The sequence below is a fragment of the Micromonospora deserti genome, from assembly GCF_003236335.1.
Classification (GTDB): domain Bacteria; phylum Actinomycetota; class Actinomycetes; order Mycobacteriales; family Micromonosporaceae; genus Micromonospora; species Micromonospora deserti.
Map to the genome: position 1 here is coordinate 1 of NZ_POUB01000183.1, position 12,342 is coordinate 12,342.

12 protein-coding genes are annotated in these 12,342 nt (G+C 75.5%); 5 read left to right on the top strand and 7 right to left on the bottom strand.

The window, feature by feature from the left end; genetic code table 11:
• Positions 1–2,213 (bottom strand): HelD family protein (locus C1I99_RS22150; protein WP_199562341.1); only part of this gene is annotated, 2,213 nt, incomplete at its 3' end.
• Positions 2,214–2,565: 352 nt separating this feature from the next.
• Between C1I99_RS22150 and C1I99_RS22155 the strand changes: the two genes are divergently transcribed.
• Positions 2,566–2,913 (top strand): DoxX family protein, encoded by a 348-nt coding sequence (locus tag C1I99_RS22155; protein WP_111136138.1) that lies wholly within the window; start codon positions 2,566–2,568, stop codon positions 2,911–2,913.
• Positions 2,914–3,013: 100 nt separating this feature from the next.
• On the opposite strand, the gene C1I99_RS22160 is transcribed toward C1I99_RS22155, so the two are convergent.
• Positions 3,014–4,099, bottom strand: a complete 1,086-nt coding sequence (locus C1I99_RS22160; protein WP_111136139.1) for a LolA family protein — start codon at positions 4,097–4,099, stop codon at positions 3,014–3,016.
• A gap of 97 nt (positions 4,100–4,196) precedes the next feature.
• Between C1I99_RS22160 and C1I99_RS22165 the strand changes: the two genes are divergently transcribed.
• Together C1I99_RS22165 and C1I99_RS22170 are read left to right on the top strand one after the other, a co-directional pair.
• On the top strand, positions 4,197–4,853 hold the full coding sequence (locus C1I99_RS22165; RefSeq protein ID WP_111136140.1) for a response regulator transcription factor: 657 nt from the start codon (positions 4,197–4,199) through the stop codon (positions 4,851–4,853).
• Positions 4,850–6,364, top strand: a complete 1,515-nt coding sequence (locus C1I99_RS22170) for a sensor histidine kinase (protein WP_146604019.1) — start codon at positions 4,850–4,852, stop codon at positions 6,362–6,364. The genes C1I99_RS22165 and C1I99_RS22170 overlap by 4 nt, the downstream gene beginning before the upstream one ends.
• Before the next feature lie 157 nt (positions 6,365–6,521).
• Here the strand turns inward: C1I99_RS22170 and C1I99_RS22175 are convergent, their stop codons facing one another.
• Both C1I99_RS22175 and C1I99_RS22180 read right to left on the bottom strand, forming a co-directional pair.
• Positions 6,522–8,084, bottom strand: a complete 1,563-nt coding sequence (locus C1I99_RS22175) for a tetratricopeptide repeat protein (RefSeq protein WP_111136142.1) — start codon at positions 8,082–8,084, stop codon at positions 6,522–6,524.
• A gap of 57 nt (positions 8,085–8,141) precedes the next feature.
• The gene (locus C1I99_RS22180) at positions 8,142–8,603 is read right to left on the bottom strand and encodes a MarR family winged helix-turn-helix transcriptional regulator (RefSeq protein ID WP_111136143.1); all 462 of its coding nucleotides are present in this window, start codon (positions 8,601–8,603) and stop codon (positions 8,142–8,144) included.
• Positions 8,604–8,653: 50 nt separating this feature from the next.
• Here C1I99_RS22180 and C1I99_RS22185 point away from each other — a divergent pair, with 50 nt between their 5' ends.
• Entirely contained in the window at positions 8,654–9,175 is a 522-nt protein-coding gene (locus C1I99_RS22185; RefSeq protein WP_111136144.1) for a VOC family protein, read from the top strand.
• Positions 9,176–9,313: 138 nt separating this feature from the next.
• On the top strand, positions 9,314–10,213 hold the full coding sequence (locus C1I99_RS22190; protein ID WP_111136145.1) for a hypothetical protein: 900 nt from the start codon (positions 9,314–9,316) through the stop codon (positions 10,211–10,213).
• 164 nt (positions 10,214–10,377) lie between these two features.
• Here the strand turns inward: C1I99_RS22190 and C1I99_RS22195 are convergent, their stop codons facing one another.
• The 3 genes from C1I99_RS22195 to C1I99_RS22205 all read right to left on the bottom strand — a co-directional run bounded on the left by C1I99_RS22195 (position 10,378) and on the right by C1I99_RS22205 (position 12,314).
• The gene (locus C1I99_RS22195; protein ID WP_111136146.1) at positions 10,378–10,557 is read right to left on the bottom strand and encodes a DUF4236 domain-containing protein; all 180 of its coding nucleotides are present in this window, start codon (positions 10,555–10,557) and stop codon (positions 10,378–10,380) included.
• A 206-nt stretch (positions 10,558–10,763) separates the two neighbouring features.
• Entirely contained in the window at positions 10,764–11,285 is a 522-nt protein-coding gene (locus tag C1I99_RS22200; RefSeq protein WP_111136148.1) for a GNAT family N-acetyltransferase, read from the bottom strand.
• Between the two features lie 168 nt (positions 11,286–11,453).
• Positions 11,454–12,314, bottom strand: coding sequence for a helix-turn-helix transcriptional regulator (locus tag C1I99_RS22205; RefSeq protein ID WP_111136149.1), 861 nt, complete (start codon positions 12,312–12,314; stop codon positions 11,454–11,456).
• Between the last annotated feature and the right edge of the window lie 28 nt (positions 12,315–12,342).

The following is a 12,342-nucleotide window of genomic DNA, read 5'->3' on the forward strand; positions in this document are numbered from 1 at the left end:
GGGCGGAGGATGCCGAGGCGTTGGGTGGCGCGGGTGAGGGCGACGTAGAGGTCGCTGCGGCCGCGGGGGGACTCCGCGACGATGCCGTCCGGGTCGACCACCAGGACGGAATCGAACTCCAGACCCTTGGCCTGGGCGACGGTCAGCACCACCACCCGGCTCTCCAGCTCCGGATGCTCGCCGACCGCCGCCTCGGGTAGGGCGGCGGTGAGGGCGGCGCCGAGGTCGTCGACCCGGCCGGCCGGGACGATCACCCCGAGCCGACCGTCGGCCAGCCCCGCGGCCTCGGCGCCCGCCGCCCCGACCAGCTCCGCCGCCAGCCGGTGCGGCGGCACGGTTGAGTCCCACGGCGTCGAGCCGCTCTCCCGCACCGAGCGGGGCGGGCGCAGTGCCGGGTCGATCCGGGCCAGTACGTCGGCGGCGATCGCCATGATCTCGGCGGGGGTGCGGTAGCTGACCGTCAGCTCCGCCAACCGCCAGCGCTGTGCCACGTACGGCTCCAGCGCCGCCGCCCAGGACGGGGTTCCGGCCAGCGCGCCGGTCTGCGCGACGTCGCCGACGATGGTCATCGACCGGCTCGGGCAGCGGCGCATCAGCAGCCGCCACGCCATCGGCGACAGCTCCTGCGCCTCGTCCACGATCACGTGGCCGAACGCCCAGGTCCGGTCGGCCGCGGCCCGCTGGGCGGTGGTCAGCCGGTCCGCCTCCTCCTGCCGCTCCAGCAGCCGGTCCGCGTCGAGCAGGTCGGTGACGCCGAGGATCTCACCGCCGTCGGCCTCGTCTTCCACGTCGATCGACCGGGAGCCCCGGGCGATCTCCAGCACACCCTCGGCGTACTCGCGTTGCAGGGCGCGGATCCGCTCCCGCCGGGCGGCGGCGGCCCGCTCGTCCTCGCCGAGCAGCTCGGCCGCCTCGTCCAGCAGCGGCACGTCCGCCGGCGTCCAGCCGCCCGGCTCCCGGTGCAGCAGGGCCCGCTCGGCGTCGGTGAGCATCGCCGCCGCGGCGGCGATCCGGTCGGTCGAGGCGTACAGGTCGGCGAGCAGGCGTTGCGGGGTGAGCACCGGCCAGAGCTGGTCCAGCGCCGCCCGTACCTCGGGCTCCTCGCGCAGCTCGCGGCGGATCTCGGCGATGTCGGCCTCGTCCAGCAGGTTCTCCCCGCCCAGCGGGTCCGCGCCGATGCGCTCGGCGACCTGGCCGGCGAGCGCGTGGACGATCTCGATGTCGAACACGGCGCGGGCCAGGTTGTGCGGCCGGCCGGAGCGGCGGGCCCGGTCCCGGGCCGCCCGGACGGTCTCCGGGTCGAGGACGAGGACCTCCCGCTGCGGCAGTTCGATCTCCAGCGGCTCGGCGGGCAGCCACTGCCGGTCCCGGACGGCGGCAGCCAGCACCTCGGCCATCACCGCGCGCCCCTTGACCGCGGCGGCCTCGGCGCTCTCGGCGCGCCGGGCGCTGACCCCGGGGAAGAGGTCGGCCTGGGTACGCAGCAGCACGCCGGTCTCGGCCAGCGCGGGAAGCACCTGGGAGATGTACCGCAGGAACGTGGCGTTCGGCCCGACCAGCAGTACGCCCCGGCTGGAGAGCTCCCGGCGGTGGGTGTAGAGCAGGTACGCCGCCCGGTGCAGCGCGACGGCGGTCTTGCCGGTGCCCGGGCCGCCCTGCACCACCAGTACGCCCGGCAGGTCGGCCCGGATGATCCGGTCCTGCTCGGCCTGGATGGTCTCCACGATGTCGCGCATCCGGCCCGTGCGGCCGGCGTTGAGCGCGGCGAGCAGCGACGCCTCGCCGGTCAGCTCCTCGTGCCCGGTGGGAGAGGCGGCGGCCAGGTCGAGCACCTCGTCGTTGAGCGCGACGACCTTCCGCTGCCGGGTGCGCAGGTGCCGGCGCCGCTTCACGCCCTGCGGGTTCGCGGCGGTGGCGAGGTAGAAGGCGCGGGCCGCCGGGGCCCGCCAGTCCATCAGCAGCGGGTCGTAGTCGCCGCTGGTGTCGAAGATGCCGATCCGGCCGATGTAGTGCCGCGCCCCGTCGTCGGTGTCCAGGCGACCGAAGCAGAGGCCGTTCTCCACCGCGGAGAACTGTTCGACCTGTTCGGCGTACATCCGAACCGCGCCGTCGCGCTGGGAGCGGCCCTGCAGGGTGCCGCCGGTGGCGCGCAGCTCCTCGGTCAGCCGCCGGGACGCCTGCTCCCGCAGCCCGTCCAGCCGCCGGTAGAGCATCGAGACGTACTCCTGTTCGCGGCCGATCTCGTCGTCGGGCTGCAATTCAGCGGAATTGCCGGAGTGCCTTGACAAGCCGTCTCCCAATTGGTTAGTATCGTTCTCAGAACGGCTATCTAAGCCGTTCTTTTTTGTTGCCTGAACTGAGAAAGATACCGCGCGCCGCCCCGCCGGACCAAGCGCGCCAGGCCACGCCACGCCACAGCCACAGCCGCTGGCTTCGCCCGCGATCGAAGTGCGGCCCCAGGCGGATCGCCGGTCACATCCACGCCCCGCGCGGGGTGACGACAGTGACAACCCATAACGCGGGCGCCCGTCCGCACCGGCGGCCCCGCGATGAGGACCGTGCCTGATGTCCGTCACCTACGTCGTCGTCACCCTGTTGGGAGCCGCCATGGCGGGATTTTCGGCCGGCTCCGTCTTCTTCCGCGCCACCTGGGTCGTGCAGCCGTTGACCGACTACGACGTACCCCGTGGCTGGTGGCCGTGGCTCGGCGCGGCCAAGGCCGTAGGCGCGCTGGGTCTGCTGGCCGGCCTGGCCGTGCCGGTGGTCGGTGTCCTGACCGGGATCGGCCTGGTGCTCTACTTCACCGGGGCCGTCGTCACCGTGGCCCGGGCGCGGTGGTACTCGCACCTCCCATTCCCGCTGCTGTACCTGGCACCGGTGGCCGGGTCGGTGGCGCTGGGCCTCGCCACCTGAGCGTCGGCCCGGCGACGGCGACCGGCCCGCCAAGGAAACGGGTCGGGGGCCGCCCACGCGGACCCCCGACCCGGTGCCGACCCTCCGGTCCGGGTGACCCTCAGCCCGTGGCGACCTGGTAGAGCCGCTCCGGCGTCACCGCGCCGGCCAGCAGCCGGCCGTCGTCGGTGAGCAGTACGCTGAACAGCTTTCCGGTGAGCAGCCGCCCGCTGCCCCAGTCGCCGCTGACCGCCGGCAGACTGCCCAGCAGCGTCGCCGCGTCGCCGGTCGGGGCGCGCCCGGCGCCGGCGGAGGGTGCGCCGGCTCCGTCGAGGCGCGCGACCACCACCGTGGCCCAGCCCTCGCCGACCGTACGCAGCTGCGGCCGCTCGCCCTCCGGGCGGCGCGGGCCGGCCGGGCGTTCCCCGGCGGGCTCCTCGGTCACCGTCACCCCGGGCGGCGGGTTGAAGGTGAACTGGTCGGCGTCCGGGCGGGCGTAGGACACCTGGGTGAAGGCCATCTCGAACGCTGGCTGATCGCTGCCGTCGGCGAAGACCTCGAAGCGCAGCGGCACGTGTTCCCGCGCGTCGATGGCGATCCGCACCTGGTGCACCAGCGAGGCGGCATCGCGCGGCGCGAGCACCAGCTCGTACGCGTCCCGCCCGGCGACCGTCGCGGACCGGCCGACGCTCACCTCGGTGCTCGGGTCGATCGCGGCGAGGGCCCGGTCGGCCGCCTCCTGCGGCGTGGCCGGCAGCTCCGCCGGGGCGGCCTCGCCCTCGCCGGCGGGCAGCGTGCGGTGGGTGGCGGTGTTGGTCCGGCTGCTCCAGGTCCACACGTCCCGGCCGTTGCGGATGATGTCCTGCTCGCCGAGGGTGTCCAGCAGCGCGATCCGCTGCCGGTCCGGGCCGGAGTGCCAGACCCGCAGGGTGTGCGTGCCGGTCAGCAGGCCGGTCAGGTCGTCGCCGGCGACCAGGCCGGCCAGCGGCGGCAGGCCCAGGTCGGCGCGCTGCACGACGGTGCCGGAGAGCCCCTCCAGCCGGGACGTCTGCAGATCGACCAGGAGCTGGGCGGCGGAACGGGGTGGCAGGCTCGGCTCGGCCTGGGCGGCGAACGTGCCGATGGCGGCACCGCCACCGACGACGGTGGTGACGGCGGCCACCGGGACCAGCCAACGCAGGACGGGACGGCTCTTCAGGACGGACATCGTGGGCACCTCCTGAAACCATCCTGCCCGGTCGACGCTGTGAGGGTGCTGAGGATGATGGTAGGACCACCGGCGCGGGGGTGGCACCCTTGACCCCGTGCGATTGCTGGTGGTGGAGGACGAGTCGCGGCTGGCGTCCGCCCTGCAGCGGGGCCTGCAGGCCGAGGGGTTCGCGGTGGACGTGGCGGCGACCGGCCCGGCCGGGCTGGACGCGGCCCGGCACGGCGACTACGACGCGATGATCCTCGACGTGATGCTGCCCGGCCTTTCCGGCTACGAGTTGGTTCGCCGGCTGCGCGCCGAGGAGCACTGGCTGCCGGTGCTCATGCTGTCGGCCAAGGACGGCGAGTACGACCAGGCCGACGGGCTGGACTGCGGCGCCGACGACTACCTCACCAAGCCCTTCTCGTACGTGGTGCTGCTGGCCCGGCTCCGCGCGCTGCTGCGCCGCGGCGCCCCCGAGCGCCCGACGGTGCTCGCGGCGGGGGACCTTCGACTCGATCCCGCCCGGCGGCGGGTGACCCGCGCCGACCGGGAGGTCGCGCTGACCGCCCGGGAGTTCGCGCTGCTCGACTACCTGATGCGCCGGCCCGGCGAGGTGGTCTCCAAGACGGAGCTGCTGGACCACGTCTGGGACGCCAGCGTGCGGACCGCCCCGAACGCGGTCGAGGTCTACGTCGGCTACCTGCGGCGCAAGATCGGCCGGGAGCGGCTGGAGACCGTGCGGGGCGTCGGCTACCGGCTGGCCACGTGAGCACACCGCGACGGCGGTGGCGTCGCTGGCGCACAGCGCTCGGGCTGCGCGGCCGGTTGATGCTGATCGGGGTGGCCGGCGTCTCCGTCGGACTGGCCGTCGGCGGGCTGGTGCTGCTCGGCGCGCTTAATTGGGCGCTGCAACGCGCCGTCGACACCGAGGCGTTCCGCACCGCCGACGCGGTCGCGCTGCTGGCCGCCGAGGACGCCCTGCCCGACCCGCTGCCGGTCGCCGGTGGCCAGGTCCGGGTGCAGGTGGTCGACGGGCAGGGACGGGTCCGGGCCGCCTCGATCGACGCCGACCGGCTGGTGCCGATGGTCCGCCCGGAGCGGCTCGACCCCGGGGTGCGGCAGCGGCTGACGGTGCCGGGGCAGCGGGTCGGGCTGGCCGGGCCGGTCCGGGTGGTGGTGGTGCCCGCCGGCACCCCGGCCGACCCGCTCACCGTGCTGGTCGCCCGCTCGATGGCGGACGCCCGGCACAGCGCCGACCTTGTCCGGACCATCCTGCTGATCAGTTTCCCACTGCTGGTGGCCGTGCTCGCCGCGGTCGCCTGGCGGGTGGTCGGCGCGACCCTGCGCCCGGTCGAGGCGCTGCGCCGGGGCGCCGAGGAGATTACCGGGCGGGACGGCGGCGGGCGGCTGCCCGTACCGGCGTCGCACGACGAGATCCACCGGCTCGCGGTCACCCTCAACGGCATGCTGGCGCGGTTGCGGTCGGCCCGGGACCGGCAGCGCGCGTTCGTCGCCGACGCCGCGCACGAGCTGCGTAGCCCGCTGACCAACATCCGTACCGAGCTGGAGGTGGCGCAGCGGTTGGCCGACCGGACCGACTGGCCGACGGTGACGGCGAACCTGCTGGCCGACACCGAGCGGCTCAGCCGGCTGGTGGACGACCTGCTGCTGCTGGCCCGGCTCGACGACGCCCCACCGGTCCGGGCCACCGGGCCGGTCGAGCTGGGGGCGCTGCTGGAGTCGGTGGCCGCCCGGTACCCGTCGCCGCCGATGCGCCTGGTCACCCCGGCGACGCCGCTGTGGACGGTGGGGGACCCGGACGAGGTGCGGCGGGTCCTCACCAACCTGGTCGACAACGCCGTCCGGCACGCCCGCACCGAGGTGACCCTGTCCGCCGCGGCCACCGCCCCCGAAGGCGCCGGCCGGCACGACGCCGGCGCGCCGGCCACCCGCGCCGTCGGGCGGGGGCCCGTCCCGGCGATCGGCACCGGTGCGGCGCGGCGGACCGGGACGGGCGGCACTGTGGCGTACCACCTGGTGACGGTGACCGACGACGGGCCCGGCATCCCGGCCGCGGACCGGGATCGGGTCTTCGACCGGTTCACCCGGCTGGATGACGCCCGGGCGCGCGACGCCGGCGGCGCTGGTCTCGGGCTGGCCATCGTGCGCGAGCTGGTCCGCCGCGCCGGCGGCACGGTCGAGCTCACCGACGCCGAGGACGGCGCCGGGCTGCAGGTCCGCCTGCTGCTGCCGGCCCTGCCCGACCCGGAGCGGCCCTGAGCCATGCCCGAGGAGGGGGCGAGTACCACGGCTGTCACGAGACCTGCCCGGTGCCGGCTGTCGCGGCGGCCGGCGTCAGCGACGACGCCGTGCCAGCCGGCCTGCCCACGGGCTACGCGCCCGGGCCGGCCCTGGCCAGGGGCTACGCGCGCGCCGGTCAACGGCGGCGGGTGCAGACCTCCTCGGCCCGGGCCACCGTGTCGGTGGACCAGACCACGGCCACGGTGAAGCAGTAGTCGGTGCTGCGGTTCAGGCCGTAGACGACGAAATCGGTGGTACCGGCGGGCAGGTTGGCGAAGGCGGTCTGGGCCTGGCCGGCCCGGCCGCCGGAGATCACCACCGGGCCCTCCCCGCCGCTCGGGTAGGTCCAGCGCAGCGCCACGTTGTCCCGGTTGTCCCGCAGCGTCACCGCCCCGGGCGGGCTGCCGGGCGGGGCCGCCCCGCCGCCCGGGGCACCGGGGGTGGCCGTGGCGCCCGGCGGGACGCCGGCGGCCGGTGACGAGGCCGGGGTGCCGGTCGCCGCGGGCTCCGGGTCACCGCCGCCGTCGACCTGGGCCACCCCGGCGATCACCGCGGCGGTGCCGAGCAGCACCACGACCACCCCGGCGACCACCAGCGGCACCAGCCGGTTGCGGCGGGCAGGTGCGTGGTGCACCGGCACCGGCAGCAGCCGCGACGGCTGGTACGGCTGCTCGGGCGCGGCGTGCTGGGGCACCCGGTGCACGCCGTCGGCCTCCTCGGTGCCGCCGGCCAGCGGCAGCACCGACGGCGGGACGGCGCTCCCGCCCGCTGGGGGCTCGTCGGCGTCGTGCTCGGGCGGCCACCACTGTCGCGCCGGGTCGTCCGCCGGCTGCCGGGGCGTCGGCACCGTCGGGCCGGCCGGCGGGTCGTACCCGGCCGGCTCCGCCGGCTGGTAGCCCGGCTGGGAGGGGTGGTACGCCGCCGGCCCGGGCGACGCGTCGCCGGGAGGCGGGGTGCGTGCGGCCGGCACGATCGGGCTGTCCCGGTCGACCGGGGCGGTGTCGGCGCAGACGTGGTCCGGGTTGGCCGCCGCCCGGGCCAGCGCCGCCACCTGCGTCGCGAGTGGATCGTCAGCGGGCAGGTGCTGCCGGGCCAACTCCCGGGCCAGCGCCAGGTTGTCGTGCGCCTCGGCGAACTGCCCGCAGTCGCGCTGCATCGCCCCGAGCCGGGCCAGCATCTTGATGCCGCTGGCGTGCCCGTCGCCGTAGACCTCGCGGTGCAGCTCCCAGGCGTCCTGGAGGCGGTCGCGGGCCACCTGGCACTGGCCGCGGGCGTACTCCACGGTGGCCAGGTCGGCGTGGGCGGCGAGCACCCGCAGCGACTCCGGACCGTCCAGGGCGGTCAGCTCGATGATGACCTCCTGGTAGAGCCGGGCCGCGCGGGACCAGCTGCCGACCCGGTGCAGCACCGCCGCCAGGGTGGCCGCGGCGGCCACGGTGCGCTGGTCCGAGCGGCCGTGCAGCCGGGTGGCGGCCGCGTACGCGAAGGCGGCCCAGCCGCGCGCGGAGTGCGGCTCGCCGAGCGCGACCAGGACGCGTGCCTGGAGGCTGGCGGCCTCGGCCAGCTCCGGCGTGGCGTTGGCCGGGCGTGGGTCGGCGTCGGTCAGCGCATCGGCGAGCAACCGCTGGGCGCCGGCGAGGTCGCCGGCGGACACCAGGTGGTGCGCCTGGTCAGTCAGTTCACCGAAGCCGGAAGGCACGCCCCATCGTGCTCATCCGACGACGGTAAGTACAAGACCCGTACCGGCGCGGATTGGTCAGGATCCGGTCAGGTGGTCGACCAGGGTGTCGCTGATCCGGCGCAACTGGTCGACCTGGGCCGGGCTGAGCGCGTCGAACAGGTGCCGGCGTACTCCCTCGACATGGCCGGGCGCGGCGGCGGTGAGGGCGGCGAAGCCGCCGTCGGTGAGGACCGCGAGCTGACCGCGCCGGTCGGTCGGGCACTCCTCACGGCGCACCCAGCCCGCCGCCTCCAGTCGGGCCACCGCGTGGGAGAGCCGGCTGCGCGAGGAGCCGGAGGCCTCGGCCAGGTCGCTCATCCGCAGCCGGCGCCGTGGCGCCTCGGAGAGCCGCACCAGGATCTCGTAGTAGGCGTGCGGCATCCCGGCGTCGCGTTGCAGCTCGCGGTCGAGCGTCTCCATCAGCGCGCGGGAAGCGGCCAGAAACGCCCGCCAGGTGCGCTGCTCGTCTTCGTCCAGCCAGCGGGTCATGGCGCCCATCATACGCCATTTAGTTGAACGCTCAACAAAACCGCGCTAGCGTCGGTGACATGGGAATCCACCGACTCAACCACGCGGTCCTCTACGTCAGCGACCTCGCCCGCAGCGTCGCCTTCTACCGCGACGTGCTCGGCTTCCGGCCGATCCCGATGACCCCGGACGGCTTCACCGGGGCCGCCTTCCTGCAGGCGCCCGACTCCACCAACGACCACGACCTCGGCCTGTTCGAGGTGGGCCCGGGCGCCGGTCGTCCTGCCGCCGGGCGCGGCACCGTCGGCCTCTACCACCTCGCCTGGGAGGTGGACACCCTCGACGAACTGGCCGCCACCGCCGAACGGCTGGCCGCCGCCAGCGCGCTGCGCGGGAGCTCCGACCACGGCACCACCAAGAGCCTCTACGGCCAGGACCCGGACGGGCTGGAGTTCGAGGTGGTCTGGCTCGTCCCGGCCGACCGGCTCGACGACGCCGCGATCGCCGCGCGCAAGCGGATCGGCCGGCTCGACCTGGCCGCCGAGCGGCAGCGCTACGGCGGCCAGACCCGCGGCGGGATCGGCGTCTCCGTCCCGGCCTGACAGTGCGCGGCGGGTCGCCCGCCGCCCGGGCCGGCTTCCCTGCGGCGCCCGGGTCCCCGGCCGGCTTCCCTGCGGCGCCCGGGTCGCCGGGCCGGGCTCTTCTACGGCCGCCCGGCCGCCGTGAGGTAGAACGGCAGGATGTCGACCGACCCGATCCACGCCGTGCTGGGCGAGCTGCTGGTGCGCCACCTGGAAACCTGGTTGCCGGGCGCGCTGCACCGCGCCCGCCGGGCCACCGTCGCCCTGGCGTACGCGGACGGTGCCCCCGCGTCCGCCGAGGCCGCGCTTCGGGTCGTCACCGAGTACGCCGACCGGCTGCGCGGCCGGCAGCTGACCGTGCTGGTGCTCGCCGACGGAGCGCCGGAGCTGCCCGCCCGGCTCGGCGCGGCCGAGGCGGAGCTGCCGGGGGAGGTGACCGTGCACGTGGTGCCCGGCGGGTCGGGCCGGCTTCCGGTCGCGCTGCGGGCGGCCGGCGCCGCGGGCGCGCCGGTGCTGTCGTTCGTGGACGACCCGGCCGGAGCGGACCCTGCCGTGCTGGCCGCCGCCGCGACCGGGCGCCCGGCCGAGGTGCTGCTCTGCGCCGTCGCGGACGCCCCGGGCCGGGGTGTCCTGACCGATGCCGGGTTCCCGCTGGTCACCGAGGTGGAACTGGTGCCGGCCGACGGCTCCCCCGGGCGGCGACTCGCGTTCGCCACCGGGTCGGACAAGAGCCTGGAGTCGTTCAAGGAAGCCCTCTGGGCGGTCGACGAGTACGCCGGAATCCGCTACCGCGACCCGGCCGACCCGGCCGGCCGGCTGCTGGACATCGCGCTCGACCCCGAGCCCGGCCCGCTGCGCCGGGAACTGCTGGCCGAGCTGGCCCGCACCGGCCCACGTACGGTCACCGAGCTGCGCCGGCACGCCCTCACCTCGACCGTGTACCGTTCCGCCGACGCCGTCCGGGCGCTGACCGGGTTGCTGCACTCCGGGGCGGTGACCCGCCACCCAGAGCACGGCCGGCTCGGCGGCGACGTGCTCATCTCCCGTTCGGACACCTGACCGGGTCGCGCGGCCGACGGCGAGCGGCGCCGGTGCGTGGGCCGCGACGCCAGTGGTTCCGGGGGCCCGCCGGCAAGCCGGTGGGGTGCCGGCGGTGCACCGGCCGGCGGCAACGCCGAGTGGGGTGCCGGCGGTTGCACCGGCACCGGCCCGACCTCGGGACGTCACGCCCGGGACTTGTCCTGCTTCCACGAGAGCGGGCCGGGCAGGTCCACCCGGTGCGCCCTGGCCCGGGAGTTCCAGGACCAGCGACCGATCCTGATGCTCCAGGACGAGAAGCCGTTCTCGGTGAAGTTGAGGATGATCGGGCCGATTGTCTTGCGCTTACGGAACATCAGGCCCATCGCCGGGGCTCCCTTCCATTCCCATTCCCTGCCCTGTCGAGCGGAACATGCCCGCGACGTCGATTCGCGAAACTCGCCCCATCCGCCATTGACGGTGCCCCGCTCGGGCAGGTCCGGTCGATGTGGCGCCGGTACGCCGGGATGTGGGTGCATCTGTTGTCGCTCCAACGACAACAGATGCACCCACAGGTGGCGGCAGCGCCAGGTCAGTGGGTCGGGGCGGGGGTGCGGTCGACGGCGAGCACGCGGGTGACGCTGCCGTCGGTCTCGGTGATGTCGCGTTCGTGGGCGAAGCCGAGCTTCGCCAGCAGCGCCAGGGAGGCGTGGTTGGCGTCGGCGACAGTGGCGTACACCCGGGGCAGGTCGAGGGTGTCGAAGCCGTACCCGACCAGGGCCCGGGCCAGCTCGGTGCCGAGGCCGCCGCCCCAGGCGGGCTTCGCCAGCGCGTACACGATCTCGTGGCCGTCGACCTGGTCGGTCCGCTTGATCTCGGCGTGCCCGACGTACCGGCCGTCCCGGCGCACCGCCCAGACGTCGAAGAGGTCGGCCGCGTACACCCTAATGAACACCCGCCCGAACAGCGCGCCGGCCTCCTCGGCCGTCAGCGGCCCGTCACCCATGAACCGTCCCACCTCCGGGTCGCTGAACAGGGCCACGAAGTCCTCGGCGTCGTCCGGGCGGTAAGGCTCCAGCAGCAGGCGGTCGGTGTGCAGGGTAGGTGTAGGCATCAGCACGGCTCCCAGGCGTCGGGCAGAGCGGTCAACCTACGCACGTTCGCGGCAGCCGGCCACTGGTTATCTCCGGCTCACCTCGTCGACCACCCGCCGTACCGCCGCCGCAAGCGGACCCACCCAGGCCCACCGCCACCCGACGCACGCGCCGGCCGGTCATACCGCCTACTCGCCGTGCGCGGAGATCTGCACACCGCCATCATGTCCGGCCGCGTCGGCGGGTGGCCGGGGCCGGACGACCGGCCCGGGCGGCGGCAGCTCCCGGGCCGCGCGGAACGCGCCCGGGCTCATCCCCACCTCGCGGGTGAAGAACCGGCCGAAGTTGGTCGGCTCGGAGAACCCGAGCCGGCGGCCGATCCGGGCAATCGGCTCGTCGGTGGCGGCCAGCAGCCGGCTGGCCTGCAACGCGACCCGCTCGTCGACCATCTGCTTGGCGCTGCGCCCGGTAACCGCCAGGCAGGCGCGGGTCAGCGTCCGCACCGAGCACCCCAGCCGGGCGGCGTAGTCCTCGACCCGGCGGGTGTCCTGGTAGCCGCGCTCGATCTCGCGGCAGAGCCGGTGGAAGGTGGCGGCGTCGGCGCGCGGCGGCGGCCGGCCGCCCGCCGGCAGCAGGGCCAGCCGCAGCAGCAGCACGGCGAGTTGGTGGCGGAGCAGGCCACGGGCGGCGGCCACCCCGCGGTGCCGCTGGCAGTCCACCGCCAGCTGGGTCACCTCGTTGATCACCGCATCCTCGTCCTCGCCGGCGAGCTGGAGCCAGGCCGGGACGGCGTCCGGGTCGACGTCCAGCCCGCGCAGCGCCTCCGGGTCCCAGTGCACCACTGTGGCGTCCAGGTGAGCGCCGCCGCAGCGCAGCACCTGCCCGGCGCGGACCCGCAGCAGCGTCCCAGGCCGGCAGGGCAGGGCGCGGAAGTCCAGCTCGGCGCTGCCGTGTCCGCCGGTGGTCAGCACCAGCAGGTCCCGGTCGAGCAGCACCGGACGCCGCCACCCGGGGTCGGGGGCGAGGTCACCGAGGGCGAGCGTGTCGATCTCGGCGGGGCTGTGCGCAGGGGCGGTG